Raw genomic sequence first — 19,922 nt, forward strand, 5'->3', positions numbered from 1 at the left:
ACGCTCTTCAGCCCACGAAGCCGCCACCCGCGGCCCAGTTCAGCGCCAGCGTCGGGGCGATCCCGAGCAGTAGCGTGACGATCACGCCGAGCGTGATCGCTGCGGTGGTGAACGCGCCCGGCACGGTGACGGTCGGACCGTCCGCGACCGGCTCGCTGAAGTACATCAGGACGATCACGCGGATGTAGAAGAACGCGGCCACGGCGCTCGCCACCAGCGCGATCACCACGAGCGGCGCCATCCCGTCGCCGAGCGCCGCGGCGAACACCGCGAACTTGGCGGTGAAACCGCTCGTGAGCGGGATGCCCGCGAGCGCGAGCAGCAGGAACGTCATCACCCCTCCGACGACCGGCGAGCGCTTCGCCAGGCCCGCCCACTGCGAGAGGTGGGTGGCCTCACCGTCGGCGTCGCGGACCAGGCTGATCACCCCGAACACGGCGATGGTGGTGAAGCCGTAGGCGACCAGGTAGAACAGCGTGCTCGAGACACCTGCGTCCGTGACCGCCATGGCACCGAGCAGCAGGAAGCCCGCGTGCGCCACGGACGAGTAGGCGACCATGCGCTTGACGTCGGTCTGCGTGAGACCGAGCACCGCACCGATGGCCATCGAGGCGATCGCGACGGCCCACAGGACGCCGCGCCACTCCCAGCGCATGTCGCCGAACGCGACGTGCAGCACGCGCAGGATCGCGCCGAAGGCGGCGATCTTGGTGCAGGCCGCCATGAACGCGGTGACCGGTGTGGGAGCGCCCTGGTAGACGTCCGGGGTCCAGGTGTGGAAGGGCCCGACCGAGCCCTTGAACAGCAGCCCGACCACGAGCAGCGCGAGCCCGCCGAGCAGCAGCGCGTCGGACGCGGCCGAGCCGACGGCGGCCTCTGCGATCTCGCTGAACCGCACCGACCCGGCGTACCCGTAGATCAGCGCGAGCCCGTAGAGGAAGAACGCCGACGCGAACGCGCCCAGCAGGAAGTACTTGACGGCCGCCTCCTGCGAGAGCAGCCTGCGCCGCCTGGCGAGCCCGCACATCAGGTAGAGCGGCAGCGACAGCACCTCGAGCGCCACGAACATCGTGAGGAGGTCGTTCGCCGCGACGAACGTCATCATCCCGCCGAGCGCGAAGAGCGTGAACGGGAAGACCTCGGTCTGCATGGTGGGCGCGAGCCCCGGCGTGCCGTAGGAACGGTCGTGCGGCGGCTCGGTGAGCCCGCTCGTGCCGCCGCCGACCGACGCCCGTGAGGCCGCCGACGCGAGGATGGCCCCGCCCGGTTCCACCGAGCGGTCGGCGATCAGCAGCACGCCGGCCAGGCCGAGCGCCAGCAGCGCGCCCCACAGGAACAGCGTGGGCCGGTCGACGGCGAGCGCGTCGGCGATCGTGGTGATGCCGTCGGGGCCGCTGCCGGCGTACAGGCCGAGTGCGAGCCCGGCACCGCCGAGCGCGACGATCGAGAGCGCCACCTGCGCGGGCCAGCGCTGGTGGCGGGGCAGGAACGCCTCCACGAGCACCGCGACGCATGCCGCGCCGAGCACGATCAGCAGTGGCGCGATCGCGGCGTAGTCGATGGGGGGCACGCTGAGCGAGCCCTGGGCGAGCGGGGTCACCGGATTCCTCCCACCGGGTCGGAGAGGCCCACCTCGTTCATGGTGGCCACCACCGACGGGTTGATGACGTCGAGCACCGGCCCGGGGAAGAAGCCGAGCCCGATGATCAGCACGATCAGCGGCGTGAGCACGGCGACCTCACGGCCGGACAGGTCCGGGAAGGCGCGCTTCTTCGCCGCGGCCTCGGGCGCGATCATGGTGCCCGGCCCACCTGCCCGCTCGAGAGCGCCGAGCACGGCGGCGCCGCGCACCGGGCCCTGCATGGTCTGCTGGTAGACCCACAGCACGTACAGCGCCGCGAAGATGATCCCGACGGTGGCCAGGATCGTGTAGACCGGCTCCCGCGGGTACGACCCGACCAGCACCAGGAACTCGCTGACGAACGAGTTGGTGCCGGGCAGCGCCAGGGACGCGAGCCCCGCGAGCAGGAACGTGCCCGCGAGCAGCGGCGCGAGCTTGTGCACGCCGCCGTAGTCGCCGATCAGGCGGGAGCCGCCGCGGGCGATCAGGAAGCCGATCCCGATGAACAGCATCCCGGTGGTGATCCCGTGGTTGACCATGTAGAGCGTGGCCCCGGCGAGCGACTGGCTGGAGAACGCGAAGATGCCGAGCGCGATGAAGCCGAAGTGGGCGATCGAGGTGTAGGACACGAACCGCTTCAGGTCGGTCTGCGCCACGGCGAGCAGCGCCGCGTACAGGACCCCGACCACCGCGAGCGTGAGCACGAGGGGGGCGAGGCGCTGCGACGCGAGCGGGAACAGCGGCAGGCAGTAGCGCAGGAACCCGAACGTGCCGACCTTGTCCAGCACGCCGACGAGCAGCACGCCCGCCCCGACCGGGGCCTCCGCACCGGCGTCGGGCAGCCAGGTGTGGAACGGCACGAGCGGCGCCTTGATCGCGAACGCGACGAAGAAGCCGAGGAAGAGCCAGATCTGCGTGGACTCCGGCAGGGTGGCGGCGATCGACTGGAGCTCCACCCAGGAGAAGGTGGCCTCCCCCAGCGCTTCGCCGCTCACGACGTACAGCCCGATCACCGATGCCAGCATGATCAGCCCGCCGAGCAGCGAGTACAGGAAGAACTTCACCGCCGCGTACTGCCTGCGCGGTCCGCCGAAGCGCCCGATGAGGAAGTACATCGGGATCAGCATGGCCTCGAAGAACACGTAGAACAGGAACACGTCGGTGGCGGCGAACACCCCGACGAGCATCCCCTGGGTGGCCAGCAGCAGCGCGAAGAACCCGGACTCGGTGCGCCCCTCGGGGATCTCCTGGTTCCAGGAGAAGCCCATGACGATCGGCATGAGCACGGCGATCAGCGCGAGCATCACCAGCGCGATGCCGTCGACACCGAGGGCGAAGCTCGTGCCGAACGCCGGGATCCAGGGCACCGAGAGCTCGAGCTGGAACCGCGAGAGGTGGTCGACGGCCGTCGGCGAGTACGCGAGCCAGGTGATCACGGTGAGCACCAGCGAGGCCAGCGCGAAGCCCATCGCGGTGACCTTGGCGCCGCGCGGGTTGCCCGTCATCGGCGCCACGACCAGCGCGCCGACGAGCGGCAGCACCAGCAGGATCAGGAGAAGCACGCTTCCTCCGTCGTTCATGCGAACCGCACCGCCAACAGCGCCGCGACGACGAGCACCCCGCCGCCGAGCATGGAGAGCGCGTAGGAGCGGACGAAGCCGGTCTGCAGCCTGCGCAGCCGGCCAGAGCTGCCCCCGAGCAGGGCGGCGGTGCCGTTGACCACGCCGTCGACGCCGCGGTTGTCCAGGTAGACCAGCGCCCGTGCGAGCCAGGTGCCCGGCCGCGCGATGAGCGCCTCGTTGATCGCGTTGGCGTACAGGTCCTTCCGGGCGGCGCGTACGGGTAGCGACACCGGCTCGGGACGCTCCACCGGGGTGCGCCTGCGGCCGACGGTGAGCCACGCGATCAGCACGCCGAGCGCCGAGAACCCGACCACCAGGAACGGCACGTAGTCGTGCGCGAGCACGCCGTCGTGCGGCTCCTCCAGCTCACCCAGCGACGGGGCGAGCCAGTCGACCAGGACGTGGTTGTAGTTGAGCAGGAAGCCCGCACCGACCGAGCCGAACGCCAGCACGATCATCGGGAGCGTCATGACGGCGGGCGACTCGTGCGGGTGGTAGTCGTGGCCGTCGGCGCTCTTCAGCTTCTCCCAGCGCTTCTCGCCGAAGAACGTCATGAACATCAGCCGCGTCATGTAGAACGCGGTGAGCCCGGCCGCGAGCGTGGCCGCGCCGCCGAACACCCAGCCCTGCCAGCCGGGCTGGCCGAAGGCGGCACCGATGATCTCGTCCTTCGAGAAGTACCCGGACAGGAACGGGAAGCCGATCAGCGCGAGGTAGCCGAGCCCGAACGTCACGAACGTGATCGGCATGAAGCGGTACAGCCCGCCGTAGCGGCGCATGTCGACGTCGTCGTGCATGGCGTGCATCACCGAGCCGGCGCCGAGGAAGAGCCCCGCCTTGAAGAAGCCGTGGGTGAGCAGGTGGAAGATGCCCAGCGCGTAGCCGGCCGGGCCGAGCCCGACGGCGAGGATCATGTAGCCGATCTGGCTCACCGTGGAGTAGGCGAGCACCTTCTTGATGTCGTCGTAGGCGCAGCCGATGATCGCCCCGATCAGCAGGGTGACCACACCGACCAGCGCGACGACGAGCCGCCCGGTCTCGGTGAGGTCGTAGATCGGGTGCGTCCGCGCGATGAGGTAGACGCCCGCGGTGACCATCGTGGCCGCGTGGATCAGGGCCGAGACCGGCGTGGGGCCCTCCATCGCGTCCGGGAGCCACGCCTGCAGCGGGAACTGGCCGGACTTGCCGCACGCGCCGAGCAGCAGCAGCACCGTGATCGCGACGATCGTGCCGGCGTTCAGCTCACCGATCCGCTCGAAGACCTCCGAGTACTGCAGCGTGCCCAGGTTCGCCCAGAGCAGGAAGATCGCGATCGCGAGCCCGACGTCACCGACGCGGTTCATCAGGAACGCCTTCTTCGCCGCGGTGGCCGCGGACGGGCGGTCCTGGTAGAAGCCGATCAGCAGGTAGGACGCCAGGCCGACGCCCTCCCAGCCGAGGTAGAGCATCACGAAGTTGTTGCCGAGCACCAGCAGCAGCATCGCCGCGACGAACAGGTTCAGCTGCGCGAAGAACCGCCTGCGCGCCGACGGGTCGCTGTCCTCGCCGCCGTCGTGGTGCGGAGCCATGTAGCCGACCGAGTAGAGGTGGATCAAGCCACCGACCCCGGTGATGAGCAGCACGAACGTAAGCGAGAGCGGGTCGAGGCGCAGCCCGAAGTCGACGGACAGGTCGCCGACGGCGATCCACTCGAAGAGCGAGAGCTCCCGGGTGCGCTCCTCGGGCGCGAGGCCAGCGGTCTCCAGGAAGATCAGGAGGCCGATCACGAACGACGCGACCACGGTGAGCACGCCCAGCCAGTGGCCCCACGCGTCCGCGCGCCTGCCGAGGACGAACAGCACGAGCGCCCCCGCCGCGGGCAGCGCGAACAGCAGCCAGGCGAGCGAGGCCGTGCCGGCGGCGGCGCCGACGTGCGGCAGCTCGGCGGCGAGGACGCCGATGACCGATGTCGGAGTCACCGGTTCACCTCGGACCGCCTGCGGTGGCGTGGGCTGAGCACGGGGAGCACTCCTTGTGCTGGGGGACGGAAGGGCCGACGGAGGAGGCCCGGGGCGGGTAGGGCTAGTACTTGAGCAGGTTCGCGTCGTCGACCGACGCGGTCCGGCGGGTGCGGAAGATCGACATGATGATCGCGAGGCCGACGACGACCTCGGCCGCGGCCACCACCATCACGAAGAACGCCATGACCTGGCCGTCCAGCTCGCCGTGGATGCGGGCGAACGTGACGAGCGAGAGGTTGACGGCGTTCAGCATCAGCTCGATGCACATGAACACGACGATCGCGTTGCGCCGCACCAGCACGCCCACCGCGCCGATCGAGAACAGCAGCGCGGAGAGCAGCAGGTAGTACGTGGGGGTCACCTGGACTCCTCAGCGGTGTCGTCGTGCCGCCCACCGGTGAGGGCGCGTGCGTCGGTGCCGGGCTCGTCCTCGACCTCGCGCACGGGGGTGGCGTCGATGACCGCCGAGATCGACTCCGGCGCGATCGAGCCGTCGGGCAGCACGGCCGGGACGGCCACGGAGTTGCCGGTGGCGTAGACGCCGGGGCCGGGCAACGGGGAGATCCGGTCGTGCTCGCCGCGCAGCCGCGCCTCGACGGTGGCGCGCTGGCCGCGCTTCACGTGGCTACGGCCCTGCGCGTACCCGAGCACCATCGCACCGAGCGCCGCCGTGATGAGCAGCGCCGAGGTGAGCTCGAAGGCGAACAGGTAGTCGGTGAAGATCATCGCGCCGAGCCCGGTGACGTTGCCGGAGTAGCCCGGCCCGTCCGCGGCTAGTCCTCTCGGGGTGACGGCGGTGAGCGAGCGCCCGACGGCGGCCACCAGCAGCACCGCCAGGCCGACGCCCAGTGCGAGCGCCGCGAGCCGCTGACCGCGCAGCACCTCGACGACCGAGTCCGAGCTGTCCCGTCCGACCAGCATCAGGACGAACAGGAACAGCATCATCACGGCGCCGGTGTAGACGATGATCTGCACGAAGCCCAGGAACGGCGCCTGCTGCACGATGTAGAGGATCGCCAGGCTGAACATCGTGCCGATCAGCCCGAGGGCGGAGTGCACGGCGTTGCGGGCGAACACCATGCCGAGCGCGCCGAGCAGGGCGAGCGGGCCGAGGATCCAGAAGACGACCGCCTCACCCGTGCTGACGGTCCCCGGGTCCGGCGCTGCCTGCGCGAGGAGATCGAGAGTCACTTGACCTGCTCCCCCACCGGGTCGTTGTCGGCTCCCTTGCGCGCCAGGACCGGGCCCTGCACGTAGTAGGCCTGCTCGTCGTCGCCGAGGCGCATGGGGTGCGGCGGCTGCTCCATGCCGGGCAGCAGCGGCGCGAGCAGCTGCTCCTTGGTGTAGATCAGGTCCTGCCGGTTGTCGTCGGCCAGCTCGTAGAAGTTGGTCATCGTGAGCGACCGGGTGGGGCAGGCCTCGATGCACAGGCCGCAGCCGATGCAGCGCAGGTAGTTGATCTGGTAGATCGCGCCGTAGCGCTCACCCGGCGAGTACCGCGCTTCCTCGGTGTTGTCGCCGCCCTCGACGTAGATCGCGTCGGCGGGACAGGCCCATGCGCACAGCTCGCAGCCCACGCACTTCTCCAGCCCGTCCGGATGCCGGTTGAGCTGGTGCCGGCCGTGGTAGCGCGGCGCGGCGGGCGGGAAGTCCTCCGGGTACTCCTCGGTGACGACCTTCTTGAACATCGTCCCGAAGGTGACCCCGAAGCCCTTGAAGAACTCGAACATCTACTCGGTCTCCTTCCCGCTGAGAGCGGGCGTGGGCTCGGCGGCCGCAGTGGTCTCCACCCGCCGAGGGCGCAGCTTGTGCCGGGGCGGGCTCGGGACCACCAGGTCCAGCGGCGGCACCGGGTAGTCCGAGGCGGGCTCCACCATCGCCGGACCCTCCACCTTGCGGTCCGGCACCAGGAACGCCACCAGCAGCACCACCGCCAGCGCGATGCCCAGCCCGATCAGCAGCGCCGACACCTGGCCGCCACTGGTCCGCCACGTGCGGATCGCGAAGATCGCCAGGATCCACAGCAGGCTGCCCGGCACCAGCACCTTCCAGCCCAGGCGCATGAACTGGTCGTAGCGCAGCCGCGGCAGCGTGCCCCGCAACCAGATGAACACGAACAGGAACACGAACGTCTTGATCAGGAACGCGAGGAACTGCAACCAGCCGCTGGAGTTGAGGAACGACAGCGGCCACGGCCACATCCCACCGCCCAGGAACAGGGTGGTGGCCATCGCCGACACCGTCACCATGTTCACGTACTCGGCGAGGAAGAACAGCGCGAACTTCAGCGACGAGTACTCGGTGTGGAACCCACCGACCAGCTCCGACTCCGCCTCCGGCAGGTCGAACGGGGCCCGGTTGGTCTCCCCCACCATCGAGATCACGAACACCACGAAACTCGGCGCCAGCAGCAGCAGGTACCAGCCGGAGGCCTGCGAGGCCACGATGTCCGCCGTTGACAGCGACCCGGCGTAGAGGATCACGCCGACGATCGACAACCCCAGCGCGATCTCGTAGGAGATCACCTGCGCCGCGCTGCGCAGCGCTGCCAGCAGCGGGTAGGGCGAACCGGAGGCCCAGCCGCCCAGCACGATCCCGTACACCCCGATGGAGGAGCAGGCCAGCACCACCAGCACCCCGACCGGCAGGTCCACCAGCTGCAGCACCGTCGGCTCGCCGAAGATCGACACCTCGCCGCCGAACGGGAGCACCGAGAACGCCACGAACGCCGGGATCGTCGAGATGACCGGGGCGATGAAGAACACCCGCTTGTCGGCCATCAACGGCATGATGTCTTCCTTGAAGGCGAGCTTGAGCCCGTCAGCCAAGGACTGCAGCCAGCCGCCCGGACCCACCCGGTTCGGGCCGGGACGCTGCTGCATCCGGCCCACCACCTTGCGCTCCAGGTTGATCATGAAGAGCGTCAGCACCACGCCGATCGCGAAGAGCGCCACGACCTTCAGCAGGATCAGCCACAGCGGGTCGTCCGCCAGCAGCTGCTGCGTGCGAGTCATTCCCTGCGCGAGGTTCACGCCGTCACCCCCACCAGGTCGCCGTGCCCGGCACCGAGGAGGGCGCGGACCCGGGAGTCACCCGAGTTGCCCGGCAGCCACACCACGCCGTCGGGCAGGTCGGCGAGCGCCACCGGGAGGGTGATCTCGCCGCGGTCGGTGCGGACCGTGGCCGGCCCGCCCTCCGTCACGCCGAGCCGCTCGGCCGTGGCGGCGTTGAGCCGCACGTACGCCGGACGGGCGGTGCCCGCCAGCGCGGGCTCGTCCATCGTCAGGGTCGAGCCGTCGATCAGCTGGCGCCAGCTGGCGAGCACGGCCTGCCCGTACTCGGGCCGCAGCGGCTGACCGGCCGGGACCGCGGGCGCCGCCGGGGACACCCCCGCCCAGCTGCCGAGCCGGGACAGCTCGCCCGCGACGGCCGCCGGGGTCTGCGTGAACAGGTCGACGTCCATCTCGACGGCGAGCGTGTCGAGCACCCGGCAGTCCGGGAGCACGCCGCTCGCGTCGAGGGCCGGGCCGAACTCGCGCCTGCGCCCCTCCCAGTTGAGGTAGCTGCCCGCGCGCTGGGCGTCCGGGGCGACCGGCAGCACCACGTCGGCCAGCTCGGTGACGGCCGAGGCGTGCAGCTCGAGGCTCACGAGGAACCCGACGTCGCGCAGGGCGGCCAGTGCCGCGGCCGGGTCGGCGAGGTCGTACGGGTCGACGCCCCCGACGACGAGCGCCCCCAGCTCGCCGGTCGCGGCGGCCGTGAGGATCTCGTCGGTGTCGCGGCCCGGCGTCGTCGGCAGCGTGCCGGGGGCGAGCCCCCATGCCGCCTCGACCTCGGCGCGGGCGGCCTCGTCGGCCACCGGGCGCCCGCCCGGCAGCAGCGTGGGCACCGCACCCGCGTCCAGGGCACCCCGGTCACCCGCGCGGCGCGGCACCCAGCCGATGGCCGCGCCGGTGCGCTGACCGAGCGCGGCAACCGCGGAGTACAGGCCGGGCACCTCGGCGGCGCGCTCGCCGACGAGGACGACCCCGCCGCCGCGCAGCGCCTCGACGATGTCCTCGGGCAGCTCGGCCAGCACCGCGGCCTCGGCTCCCGGCACGGCCGGGATCAGGTTGTCCTTGGCGGCGGGAGCGGCGGCACCGGTCTCGAGCGAGGTGCGCTCGACCGCGGGGGTGGTCCACTGGCCGAGGTGGAACACGCGCTGGCCGTGCTTGCGCGCGGCCTTGCGCAGCCGCAGGTAGACGGCCGGCGCCTCCTCCTCCGGCTCGAGCGCGACGCAGAGCACGGCGGGCGCGGCCTCGAGGCGCGTGTAGCTGAGGTGCTCGGGGCCCTTCCCCACCACGTGCGAGGCGAGGAACTCCAGCTCCTCGGCCGAGTTCACCCGCGCCCGGAAGTCGACGTCGTTGGTGCCCGCGGCGACGCGCGCGAACTTGGCGTACGCGTAGGCGTCCTCGACGGTGAGCCGGCCACCGGCAAGCACGCCGATCCCCCGCTCGCGGGCCGCCAGCAGGCCGTCGGCCGCGACGCGCAGCGCCTCGGTCCACGAGGTCTCCGCCAGCTGCCCGTCCGCGCCGCGGACCAGCGGGCGGGTGATCCGGCCCTTCGACGTCAGGTACCGGAACCCGAACCGCGTCCTGTCGTCGATCCACTCCTCGTTGACCTCGGGGTCGTTGCCCGAGAGCCGGCGCATCACCGTGCCGCGGCGGGTGTCGATGCGGATCGCGCCGCCGCTGGAGGTGTGCTCGTCGACGCCCATCGTCGACACGAGGTCGAACGGGCGGGAGCGGAACCGGTACGCGGCGCTGGTCAGCGCCCCGACCGGGCAGATCTGGATGGTGTTGCCGGAGAAGTAGCTCTGGAACGGCTTGTCCTGCGCCACGCCGATCTGCTGGTTGGCACCGCGTTCCAGCAGGTCGATGAACGGGTCGCCGGCGATCTCCTCGGAGAACCGGGTGCAGCGCTGGCACAGCACGCAGCGCTCGCGGTCCAGCAGCACCTGCGTGGAGATCGGGAGCGGCTTGGGGAACGTGCGCTTGGTGTCGACGAAGCGGGAGTCGGTGCGCCCGGTGCTCATCGCCTGGTTCTGCAGGGGGCACTCGCCGCCCTTGTCGCAGACCGGGCAGTCGAGCGGGTGGTTGATGAGCAGCAGCTCCATCACCCCCTCCTGGGCCTTCTTGGCCACCGGAGAGGAGTGCTGGGTCTTGACGACCATGCCGTCGGCGACCGTCATGGTGCAGCTGGCCTGCGGCTTGGGCATCGGCCGGCCGCCCATCTCCACCTCGACCAGGCACTGGCGGCAGGCGCCGGCCGGGTCGAGCAGCGGGTGGTCGCAGAACCGCGGCACGATGATCCCGAGCCGCTCACAGGTGCGGATCAGGATCTCGCCCTTGGGGGCGTCCACCTCGATCCCGTCGATCGTGAGGCGGACGTGACCCTCCGGGACGGGCCGCGCCTCCTTCTTCTCCTCGGGGGCGATCGTCATGCCTGGGCTCCAACCAGATCGTCCAGCTGCTCCGGACGCTGCACCGCGGGCTGCTCGGCGATGAGGTCCAGGAACTCCTGGCGGAAGTACTTGATGGCGCTCGTGATCGGGCTGGTCGCGCCGTCACCGAGGGCGCAGAACGAGCGGCCGAGGATGTTGTCGCAGATGTCGAGCATCGTCTCGACGTCGGCCTCGGTGCCCTCGCCGTGCACCATCCGCTCCAGGATCTGCACCAGCCAGAACGTGCCCTCGCGGCACGGGGTGCACTTGCCGCACGACTCGTGCTTGTAGAACTCGGTCCACTTCATCACGGCCCACGGCACCGACACGGTCTCGTTGAAGACCTGCACGGCAGTTGTGCCCAGCATCGAGCCCGCCGCAGCGGCGCCCTCGAAGTCGAGCGGGACGTCCAGGTGCTCTGCCGTGAAGATCGGCGTGGACGAGCCGCCCGGCGTCCAGAACTTGAGCGGGATGCCGTCCTTCATGCCGCCGGCCAGCTCCAGGAGCTGGCGCAGCGTGATGCCGAGCGGGGCCTCGTACTGGCCGGGCCGCTCGACGTGGCCGGACACCGAGTAGATCTTCGGGCCGGGGCTCTTCTCCGAACCCATGGCCCGGAACCAGTCGCTGCCGCCCATCACGATGGCGGGAACCGAGGCGATCGTCTCGACGTTGTTCACGACTGTCGGCGAGGCGTAGAGCCCCGACGTGGCCGGGAAGGGAGGCTTGAGGCGAGGTTGGCCGCGACGACCTTCGAGGGAGTCGAGGAGCGCCGTCTCCTCACCGCAGATGTAGGCGCCCGCACCGGCGTGCACCACGATCTCGAGGTCGAAGCCGGAACCGAGGATGTCGTTGCCGAGGTAACCCTTCGCGCGGGCCTCCTCGACCGCCCGCCGCACCCGGCGGATGCAGTGCAGCGCCTCGCCCCGCACGTAGATCGCGCAGAAGTTCGCGCGGATCGCGAAGCACGTGATGATGCAGCCCTCGATGAGCGAGTGCGGGTCGGCCATCATCGTCGGGATGTCCTTGCAGGTACCCGGCTCGCCCTCGTCGGCGTTCACCACCAGGTACTTGGGCTTGGCCCCCGGACCGGTGGGTCCCTGCGGGATGAAGCTCCACTTCAGGCCGGTGGGGAAGCCCGCACCGCCGCGGCCGCGCAGGCCCGAGTCCTTCACCAGCTGGATGATCTGGTCGGGGTGGGCCGTGAGCGCGTGCCGCAGGGCCTGGTAGCCCTCGAGCTGCTCGTAGGTGTCGATCGACCACGAGCGCGGCGACTGCCAGCGCCGCGTGAGCACCGGCGTGAGTTGGTCCACCATCAGTTCTTCTCCGGCAGAGCAGGGAACGCGGGCGGGGAGTCGGGCATCGCGGGGGCCGTCCAGCCGCGCTCGGAGGCGAGCCGCGCGCCGCGCAGCGACTCCGGTGCCGCCGACGCGCCCTCCACGCTGGTCTCGAGGTCGGGGAAGATCCCGGCGAGCTCCAGCTCCACGGTGCGGAAGTCGGTGAGCGGGGCGCCGCGGGTCGGGTGCGGCTTCTCGCCCCGCTGCAGCGCCTCCACCAGCTCCTCCGCCGACTCCGGCGTCTGGTTGTCGAAGTACTCGTAGTTGACCTGCAGCACCGGCGCGAGGTCGCAGGCCGCGAGGCACTCGGCGTGCTCCAGCGTGATCGAGCCGGTCGCGCCCGGCTCGCCCGCGGTGCCCTCGTGGCCCACCCCGAGCTTCTCCGACAGCCGCTTGTAGATGTCGTCGCCGCCCAGCGCCGCGCACAGGGTGTTGGTGCACACGCTCACCAGGTGCTGCCCGCACGGGGTGCGCTTGTACATCGTGTAGAAGGTGGCCACCGCCGAGACCTCGGCCGTGGACAGCTCCAGTGCCTCCGCGCAGTACCGGATGCCGTCCTGGCTGACGTGCCCCTCCACCGACTGCACCAGGTGCAGCAGCGGGAGCAGCGCCGACCGCGACTGCGGGTACTTCGCGATGATCTCCTTGGTGCGCTGGCGCGTGAGCTCGTCGAACCGCTCGACGACGGGCCCGGCGTCCTCGACGACCGGCTCGAAGACCACTTCCTCCGGGCCGGTGATCGGGCCGAAGGACTCCGGCGTTCCCTCGGGGAGAGTCACCGGTCCACACCTCCCATGACGGGGTCGATCGACGCGACGGCCGCGATGACGTCCGCGACCATGCCGCCTTCGCTCATCGCCGGCATCGTCTGCAGGTTCACGAAGCTGGGGTCCCGCACGTGGACGCGCACGGGCCGCGTGCCGCCGTCGGACACCAGGTGGTAGCCCAGCTCGCCGCGCGGCGACTCGACGACCGAGTACACCTGGCCGGCGGGCACGGAGAAGCCCTCGGTGACCAGCTTGAAGTGGTGGATCAGCGACTCCATCGACTGACCCATGATCTTGCGGACGTGCTCGAGGCTGTTGCCCATGCCGTCGGAGCCGATGGACAGCTGCGCGGGCCACGCGACCTTGCGGTCCGCGACCATCACCGGGCCCGGCTCCATCTTCTTCGCCGCCTGCTCGATGATCTTGAGCGACTCGTGGATCTCGGCCAGCCGCAGCCGGTAGCGCGCGTAGCAGTCGGCCTCGGTGGCCACCGGGACCTCGAAGTCGTACTCCTCGTAGCCGCAGTACGGCTCGATCTTGCGCAGGTCCCACGGCAGGCCGGCCGAGCGCAGGATCGGTCCGGTGGCGCCGAGCGCGAGGCAGCCGTCCACGGGCAGGTAGCCGACGCCCTCCAGGCGCTGGCGCCAGATCGGCTGGCCGGTGAGCAGCTTGTCGTAGTCCGGCAGCCGCTTCTTCATGATCTTGACGAAGTCGGCGACCCGCTCCTCCCAGCCATCGGGGAAGTCCTGCGCGAGCCCGCCGGGGCGGACGAAGGCGTTGTTCATGCGGAGCCCCGTGAGGAACTCCATGAGGTGCAGGACCTCTTCGCGCTCGCGGAAGCCGGCCGTCATGCCGGTGAGCGCGCCGAGCTCCATGCCGCCGGTGGCGAGGCACACCAGGTGCGAGCCGATGCGGGTGAGCTCCATCAGCAGCACGCGGGCCACCTGCGCCCGCCGCGGCGCCTCCACCCCGAGCAGCTTCTCCACGCCGAGGCAGTAGGCGGTCTCGTTGAACAGCGGCGCGAGGTAGTCCATGCGCGTCACGAACGTGACGCCCTGGGTCCAGGTGCGGTACTCGCAGTTCTTCTCGATGCCGGTGTGCAGGTAGCCGATCACCGACCGGGCCTGCTGCACCGTCTCGCCCTCGAGCTCCAGCACCAGCCGCAGCACGCCGTGGGTGGACGGGTGCTGCGGACCCATGTTGATGACGATGCGGTCGTCGTGCTCCTCGTCGAGGAGCGTGTCCCAGTCGCCGCCGGTGACCGTGTAGACCTTGCCCTCGGTGGTCTCCCGCTCCGGGGCGTAGGCGTCGAAGGTGTCGCTGCTCATGTGTACGACCTCCCCTGGTCGCGACAGGGCCGGGATCTCCGCGCCGTCATGTGTACGACCTCCCCTGGTCGCAGCAGAGCCGGGATCTCCGCGCCGTCATGTGTACGACCTCCCCTGGTCGCAGCAGAGCCGGGATCTCCGCGCCCTCATGTGTACGACCTCCGCTGGTCCGGCGGCGGGATCTCCGCGCCCTTGTACTCCACCGGGATCCCGCCGAGCGGGTAGTCCTTGCGCTGCGGGTGGCCGTCCCAGTCGTCCGGCATGAGGATCCGGGTGAGGGCGGGGTGGCCGTCGAAGACGATGCCGAACATGTCCCACGTCTCGCGCTCGTGCCAGTCGGCCGTCGGGTAGACGTCCACGACGCTCGGCACGTGCGGGTCGTCGACGTCCACCGACACCTCGAGGCGGATGCGGCGGCGGTAGGTCATCGACGTCAGGTGGTAGACGACGTGCAGGCGCTGCGGCACGTCCGCGCCGTAGTCGACACCGGAGACCGAGGAGCACAGCTCGAAGCGCAGTGCGTCCTCGTCGCGCAGCGCGCGGCAGATGTCGACGATCGACTCGCGCCGCACGTAGAAGGTGATCTCGCCGCGGTCGATCGTGATCTGCTGCACGGCGCCGCGCGGGATGCCGCGCTCGTCGAGGGCCTCGCCGAACTCGTCGGCGAAGTCGTCGAACCAGCCACCGAAGGGGCGCTCGGCCGGGGCGGGCACGTGCGCGGGCAGCCGGAGGCCGCCGAACCCGGACGTGTCACCGGAGCCGGACACGCCGAACATGCCGTGCCGCTCGCGGGTGGGCCCGATGCGGGTGCCGCCCTCCGGGGTGGTCTGCTCGTCGACCTCGGTGCCGGACGGCGCGTCGATCGGGGCGGAGGTCTGCTCGACCTCGCCGCCCTTGGCGTCCTCCGCGCCGCGCGCCCGCTGCTCGGCGGCGTCGGCGCCGCTCTGCTGCGCCGACGACTGCGGGGCGCCGGTGCGCTCGGCGTCGTCCTTGGAGCTGCCGGTGTTCTCGTCAGCCATGGCGCATCACTTCTCCGCCAGCTTCTTCTTGGGGGCGAACTTGATCGACGACGGCACCAGCTCGGTCTTGTGGCCGCTCGCGGCCAGCTCGGCGGCCCGCCGCGTCCCGAGCGGCTCGTCCATGATCTTGGCGTGGATCTTGAGGATCGCGTCCATCAGCATCTCCGGCCGCGGCGGGCAGCCGGGCAGGTACATGTCGACGGGCACGACGTGGTCGACGCCCTGCACGATCGCGTAGTTGTTGAACATGCCGCCGGACGAGGCGCAGACGCCCATCGCGAGCACCCAGCGGGGCTCGGGCATCTGGTCGTAGATCTGGCGCAGGACCGGGGCCATCTTGTTGCTCACCCGGCCGGCGACGATCATCAGGTCGGCCTGCCGCGGCGAGGCGCGGAAGACCTCCATGCCGAAGCGGGCGAGGTCGTAGCGGGGCGCACCGGTCGTCATCATCTCGATGGCGCAACAGGCGAGCCCGAACGTGGCGGGCCACAGCGACGACTTGCGCGTCCAGTTGACCAGCTTCTCGACGCTGGTCAGCAGTACGCCGCTGGGCAGGTGCTCTTCGAGACCCATCTCAGTTCCAATCCAGCCCGCCGCGCCGCCACACGTAGACGTACGCGAAGCCGACCGTGACGATGAACAGCACGATCTCCACCAGCCCGAACAGGCCGAGCGCGTCGGCGCTCACCGCGAACGGGTAGAGGAAGACCATCTCGATGTCGAACAGGATGAACAGCATCGCCGTGAGGTAGTAGGCGACCGGCATCCGGCCGCCGCCCACCACCGGCTGGGGCGAAGGCTCGATGCCGCACTCGTAGGCGTCGAGCTTCGCCCGGTTGTAGCGGCGGGGGCCGACGTACGGTGCCGCCGTCACCGAGAACAGGGCGAACGCACCTGCCAGGGCGAACAACAGCACCAGCGGGAGGTAGGGATCGAGCATCCGTTCTGCCCTCGTCGTCGTCGTCGAAATCGCTTTATTGATTCCGCCCGGGACCCTAGGTCGGGCGAAACGCCCGACCGGACCCAGGCAAGCCTTACTACAAGCTCGGTGTGAGCCTGGTCATCGCCGTGATCACGCGGTCGCCGACCGCGCCGTCCCTCGGGTCGTACAGGTTGGCGAGCAGCTTCAGGATGAAGCGCATGAGCGTGGTGCGCGGGAGGCCGTACTTCGTGGCCATGCCCATGATCGTCGGGTTGCCGATGAGCTTGGAGAACAGGTTGCCGATGCGGTAGTAGCTGCCCAGCGCCTGGCTCATCGCGGCCGGATAACCGGCGAGCGCCGCCTCGGCCGACGAGCCGGAGCGCGCGTGGGCCTGCACGGCGCAGCGCGCCGCGATCGCGGCCGACTCCATCGCGTAGGCGATGCCCTCCCCGTTGAACGGGTTGACCATGCCGCCCGCGTCACCGACCAGCAGCAGACCCGGCCGGTAGTGCGGGGTGCGGTTGAAGCCCATCGGCAGCGCCGCGCCGCCGACGGTGCCGACCGCGTTCTCGTCGCGGTAGCCCCACTCCTCCGGCGTGCCGTCCAGCCACGACTTGAGCAGCGCGCGGTAGTCGGTGTTGCCGTAGGCCTTCGACGTGGACAGGATCCCGAGCCCCACGTTCGAGGTGCCGTCGCCCATGCCGAAGATCCAGCCGTAGCCGGGCAGCAGCTTCGGGTCCTTCGGGTCGGAGCGGTCCCACAGCTCGAGGTGGCTCTCGAGGTGGTCGTCGTGGGTGCGAGGGGAGTTGTAGTAGCGGCGCACCGCCACGCCCATCGGGCGGTCCTCGCGCTTGACCATCCCGAGCGAGAGCGCCAGCCGGGCGCTCACCCCGTCGCAGGCCAGGGTGATCGGCGCGCGGAAGGAGACCGGCCGCTTCTCCTTGCCCTTGCCGGTGGTGCCGCTGACGCCGACGACCCGCCCCGTGCGCTCGTCGGTGATCGCGTCGGTGACCGTGGTGTCCTCGTGCAGGCGGGCCCCGAGCTTCTCGGCGTGGCGCACGAGCAGCTCGTCGAAGTCCTGGCGCGGCCGCACCGCGCCGAAGTTCGGGAAGCTCGCGAGCGTGGGCCACGCCAGCTCGAGGGTGACCCCGCCACCCACGACCCGCAGGCCCTTGTTGTGCAGCCAGCCGTTCGCCTCTGAACAGTCGATCCCGAGGTCGATGAGCTGCTTCATGCCGCGCGGCGTGAAGCCGTCGCCGCACACCTTCGGTCGCGGGAACGTCGACTTCTCCAGCAGCAGGACGTCCAGTCCTGCTCTGGCGAGGTATGCGGCGGCGGTGGATCCCGCGGGACCCGCGCCGACGACGATGACGTCGGCGTCCGATGTGGTGGGTTCGGGCGCGGCCATGCGGCTCCTTGTGAACGGATTCACGAAGTCGTCCCTGAGTCTAAGCACCCTGGTCGAGGGACGCCCGCTCAGGTTGGCGACCGGACGGTGATCGGTGGATCAGGAAGCGCGAGGCCTCCTGCGTCAAGGCCTCCTGGCTCAAGGTTGCCCTTCTCCAGGGCCTCCTGGCGTCGCCGCGCATTGTGCGGGGCCGCCCCTCACAGCTCAAGGGCGCTGCGCGTCGCTTCGCGATCGCTGGCGCGCCCCTTGACCTGCGAGCCTCTGCGGCCCCTTGAGGGCAAGCAGTGCGGGCAGGCCCAAGGGCCTGCCCTCTTGGTGCGCGGCGCCGCCAGGAGGCCGGTGTCGGGCATCCCCTTGTCCTTCGCACCCGGTTTCCGCGCACGCGCCGCGTTTCGGTCCACGCGACCGGTCGACGGGGTGCATCAGCCGAGAAGGGGTGCGTGAGCTGCGAAGATCACCAGTTGGGTGCGTTTCCCGACGCAGGGCGTCGGGTTTCGCGCCGAAGCCGTGATCATGGTGGTGAGACCGGCCTTCGGTGGCGCCGCGCGCAGGAAGGGGCAGGCCCGGGCTGCCCGCGAAGCGGGCCCTCAGGGGTCGCGGAGGCTCGCGAGTCAAGGGTCGCGTAGCGATCGCGAAGCGACGCGGAGCGCCCTTGAGGCGTGAGGGGCGGCCCCGCACGATGCGCGGCGCCACCGAAGGCCCGGTGAGAGGTGGGCCTGTGCGAGATGTGCCACCGCTAGAGGCCTGGTGGGGAAGGGGCCGGACGGCGCGCGGCTCAGACCACCGGCCGGGTGGCGCGGTGCAAAGTCACCGCGCCGAGGGCCAGGTTGCGCCAGGCGACGTCCGTCCAGCCGGCCTTCGCGATGCGCCGGGCCAGCTCGGGCTGGGCGGGCCAGTCGCGGATCGACTCGCCGAGGTAGATGTAGGCCTCCGGGTTGCTGGAGACCTTCCGGGCGATCGCCGGCAGCACGTGCTCCAGGCCCGCGTAGTAGGCCATCCGGAACGGCGCGACCGTCGGCCGGCCGAACTCGCACACGACGAGGCGTCCGCCCGGCCGCGTGACGCGCGCGAGCTCGGCCAGCGCGGTGTCGGGGTCGGCGACGTTGCGCAGGCCGAACGAGATCGTGACCGCGTCGAAGGCGCCGTCGCGGAACGGCAGGTGCAACGCGTCGGCCGCGACCTTCGGCACGGGCCGCTGGGCGCCGGCACGCAGCATCCCGAGCGAGAAGTCGGCCGCGATGCACCAGGCGCCCGACCGCCCCAGCTCGACCGTGGAGACGGCCGTGCCCGCGGCGAGGTCGAGCACCCGCTCCCCGGGCCGGAGCCCGAGGGCCTCCCGGGTGAGCCGTCGCCACCGCCGGTCCTGTCCCGCGCTGAGCACGGTGTTGGTCAGGTCGTAGCGGCGTGCGACACCGTCGAACATCGCGGCGACGTCCTGCGGGTCCTTGTCGAGGTCGGCCCTGCTCACGGCGGGAACGCTACGCGCCCCGGGACACGGGGCGCGTAGCCGAGGGCGTGGGTCCTACGCGGGGCGCAGCAGGTCCTCCAGCCCGATGCGCCGGTAGAAGTCGGCGCGGATGCGATCGCCGTGGTCGAAGACCTCCTCGGCGCCGTCGTGGGCCGGGTCGACGTGCACGCGGAACGGCCGCTCACCCTTGGGGAGGTCCACCACCCGCGCGATCTGTCGGGCCACCTCGGCCGGGTCGGCGTCGGCCGGGACGAGCCGGGCGAGCCGCTCGGACACCTGGTCGAGCAGGTTGGCGTAGCGCTCCTCGTAGGCCGCCACGATCTCCGGGTTCTCCGGCTGCCCGGCGTGGGCGAAGTGGTTCGTCCCGCTCGTGAAGGCGCCGGGCACCACGATCGTCGTGTCGATGCCGAAGCGGGCGAGCTCGGCCGCGTAGCTCACGGCGAGCGCGTCCTCGGCGGCCTTCGCGGCGAAGTACGGGGCGAGGTAGGGCGGGGTGCCGCCGCGGCTGCTGCTGGACCCGACCCACACCACGAGCCCGTCACCCTGGGCGCGCAGGTGCGGGAGCGCCGCGCGGTTGACGCGTTGCGTGGACAGCACGTTGGTGTCGTAGACGGCCGCCAGCTGCTCGGGTGTGAACGCCTCGGCGGGCCCGAGCACCATGTGCCCCGCGTTGTGCACGACCACGTCGAGGCGGCCGGCCTCGGCGACGATGCGCTCGACCGCCGCGTCCACGGAGGCCTGGTCGCCCACGTCCATCTCGACGGCGCCCAGGTCGACCCCGTGCTCGCGCGCGTAGCCGACCAGCTCGGCGACGGCGGGCGCGTTGCGGCCCGCGGTCTCGCGCATGCCCGCGTAGACGGTGTGGCCCGCGTCGGCGAGCGCTCGGACGGTGAGCGCCCCGAACCCGCTGGACGCCCCGGTGACGACGATGTTCTTCCCCATGATCCTTCT

At 71.0% G+C, this 19,922-nt stretch carries 17 protein-coding genes; all 17 read right to left on the minus strand.

The genetic code is table 11. The features are described 5' to 3' along the window. Positions 1-7: 7 nt before the first annotated feature. On the minus strand, positions 8-1,600 hold the full coding sequence (gene nuoN / locus FB388_RS33605; protein ID WP_142106721.1) for an NADH-quinone oxidoreductase subunit NuoN: 1,593 nt from the start codon (positions 1,598-1,600) through the stop codon (positions 8-10). After that, positions 1,597-3,201 (minus strand): NADH-quinone oxidoreductase subunit M, encoded by a 1,605-nt coding sequence (locus FB388_RS33610; protein ID WP_142106722.1) that lies wholly within the window; start codon positions 3,199-3,201, stop codon positions 1,597-1,599. The genes nuoN and FB388_RS33610 overlap by 4 nt, the downstream gene beginning before the upstream one ends. After that, positions 3,198-5,183, minus strand: a complete 1,986-nt coding sequence (nuoL, locus tag FB388_RS33615) for an NADH-quinone oxidoreductase subunit L (protein ID WP_425468616.1) — start codon at positions 5,181-5,183, stop codon at positions 3,198-3,200. The genes FB388_RS33610 and nuoL overlap by 4 nt, the downstream gene beginning before the upstream one ends. 121 nt (positions 5,184-5,304) lie before the next feature. Continuing rightward, positions 5,305-5,604: an NADH-quinone oxidoreductase subunit NuoK gene (gene nuoK / locus FB388_RS33620; RefSeq protein ID WP_142106723.1), complete on the minus strand. Its 300-nt coding sequence runs from the start codon at positions 5,602-5,604 to the stop codon at positions 5,305-5,307. Beyond that, a complete protein-coding gene (locus FB388_RS33625; RefSeq protein ID WP_142106724.1) occupies positions 5,601-6,434 on the minus strand; it encodes an NADH-quinone oxidoreductase subunit J in 834 nt (277 codons plus the stop codon). Before FB388_RS33625 ends, nuoK begins: the two co-directional genes overlap by 4 nt. Beyond that, positions 6,431-6,973, minus strand: a complete 543-nt coding sequence (gene nuoI, locus FB388_RS33630; RefSeq protein WP_142106725.1) for an NADH-quinone oxidoreductase subunit NuoI — start codon at positions 6,971-6,973, stop codon at positions 6,431-6,433. Before nuoI ends, FB388_RS33625 begins: the two co-directional genes overlap by 4 nt. Further along, complete coding sequence (nuoH, locus tag FB388_RS33635) at positions 6,974-8,257, minus strand: NADH-quinone oxidoreductase subunit NuoH (protein WP_142106726.1); 1,284 nt, start codon at positions 8,255-8,257, stop codon at positions 6,974-6,976. Between the two features lie 14 nt (positions 8,258-8,271). After that, positions 8,272-10,725, minus strand: coding sequence for an NADH-quinone oxidoreductase subunit G (locus FB388_RS33640; protein ID WP_142106727.1), 2,454 nt, complete (start codon positions 10,723-10,725; stop codon positions 8,272-8,274). Continuing rightward, on the minus strand, positions 10,722-12,038 hold the full coding sequence (gene nuoF / locus FB388_RS33645) for an NADH-quinone oxidoreductase subunit NuoF (RefSeq protein ID WP_142106728.1): 1,317 nt from the start codon (positions 12,036-12,038) through the stop codon (positions 10,722-10,724). Before nuoF ends, FB388_RS33640 begins: the two co-directional genes overlap by 4 nt. Next, positions 12,038-12,838: an NADH-quinone oxidoreductase subunit NuoE gene (gene nuoE, locus FB388_RS33650; RefSeq protein ID WP_142106729.1), complete on the minus strand. Its 801-nt coding sequence runs from the start codon at positions 12,836-12,838 to the stop codon at positions 12,038-12,040. The genes nuoF and nuoE overlap by 1 nt, the downstream gene beginning before the upstream one ends. Beyond that, complete coding sequence (locus FB388_RS33655; RefSeq protein ID WP_142106730.1) at positions 12,835-14,154, minus strand: NADH-quinone oxidoreductase subunit D; 1,320 nt, start codon at positions 14,152-14,154, stop codon at positions 12,835-12,837. The genes nuoE and FB388_RS33655 overlap by 4 nt, the downstream gene beginning before the upstream one ends. Positions 14,155-14,300: 146 nt before the next feature. Next, complete coding sequence (locus FB388_RS33660; RefSeq protein ID WP_246122671.1) at positions 14,301-15,173, minus strand: NADH-quinone oxidoreductase subunit C; 873 nt, start codon at positions 15,171-15,173, stop codon at positions 14,301-14,303. 6 nt (positions 15,174-15,179) lie between these two features. After that, positions 15,180-15,746 (minus strand): NuoB/complex I 20 kDa subunit family protein, encoded by a 567-nt coding sequence (locus tag FB388_RS33665; protein ID WP_142106731.1) that lies wholly within the window; start codon positions 15,744-15,746, stop codon positions 15,180-15,182. Between the two features lies 1 nt (position 15,747). Then, entirely contained in the window at positions 15,748-16,113 is a 366-nt protein-coding gene (locus tag FB388_RS33670; protein ID WP_142106732.1) for an NADH-quinone oxidoreductase subunit A, read from the minus strand. A gap of 97 nt (positions 16,114-16,210) precedes the next feature. Then, on the minus strand, positions 16,211-17,503 hold the full coding sequence (locus tag FB388_RS33675; RefSeq protein WP_142106733.1) for a geranylgeranyl reductase family protein: 1,293 nt from the start codon (positions 17,501-17,503) through the stop codon (positions 16,211-16,213). A 775-nt stretch (positions 17,504-18,278) separates the two neighbouring features. Beyond that, on the minus strand, positions 18,279-18,971 hold the full coding sequence (locus FB388_RS33680) for a demethylmenaquinone methyltransferase (RefSeq protein ID WP_170225963.1): 693 nt from the start codon (positions 18,969-18,971) through the stop codon (positions 18,279-18,281). Positions 18,972-19,025: 54 nt separating this feature from the next. Continuing rightward, positions 19,026-19,913, minus strand: coding sequence for an SDR family oxidoreductase (locus tag FB388_RS33685; protein ID WP_142106734.1), 888 nt, complete (start codon positions 19,911-19,913; stop codon positions 19,026-19,028). Between the last annotated feature and the right edge of the window lie 9 nt (positions 19,914-19,922).

This window comes from Pseudonocardia cypriaca, from assembly GCF_006717045.1.
GTDB lineage: Bacteria > Actinomycetota > Actinomycetes > Mycobacteriales > Pseudonocardiaceae > Pseudonocardia > Pseudonocardia cypriaca.

Bases quoted from the DNA above. Each gene is read 5' to 3' on its own strand.
- nuoI (WP_142106725.1), bottom strand. From the start codon at position 6,973: ATGTTCGAGTTCTTCAAGGGCTTCGGGGTCACCTTCGGGACGATGTTC.
- FB388_RS33665 (WP_142106731.1), bottom strand. From the start codon at position 15,746: ATGGGTCTCGAAGAGCACCTGCCCAGCGGCGTACTGCTGACCAGCGTC.
- FB388_RS33660 (WP_246122671.1), bottom strand. From the start codon at position 15,173: ATGGCTGACGAGAACACCGGCAGCTCCAAGGACGACGCCGAGCGCACC.
- FB388_RS33685 (WP_142106734.1), bottom strand. From the start codon at position 19,913: ATGGGGAAGAACATCGTCGTCACCGGGGCGTCCAGCGGGTTCGGGGCG.
- nuoF (WP_142106728.1), bottom strand. From the start codon at position 12,038: ATGGTGGACCAACTCACGCCGGTGCTCACGCGGCGCTGGCAGTCGCCG.
- nuoH (WP_142106726.1), bottom strand. From the start codon at position 8,257: ATGACTCGCACGCAGCAGCTGCTGGCGGACGACCCGCTGTGGCTGATC.
- FB388_RS33655 (WP_142106730.1), bottom strand. From the start codon at position 14,154: ATGAGCAGCGACACCTTCGACGCCTACGCCCCGGAGCGGGAGACCACC.
- FB388_RS33670 (WP_142106732.1), bottom strand. From the start codon at position 16,113: ATGCTCGATCCCTACCTCCCGCTGGTGCTGTTGTTCGCCCTGGCAGGT.
- FB388_RS33640 (WP_142106727.1), bottom strand. From the start codon at position 10,725: ATGACGATCGCCCCCGAGGAGAAGAAGGAGGCGCGGCCCGTCCCGGAG.
- FB388_RS33675 (WP_142106733.1), bottom strand. From the start codon at position 17,503: ATGGCCGCGCCCGAACCCACCACATCGGACGCCGACGTCATCGTCGTC.
- FB388_RS33610 (WP_142106722.1), bottom strand. From the start codon at position 3,201: ATGAACGACGGAGGAAGCGTGCTTCTCCTGATCCTGCTGGTGCTGCCG.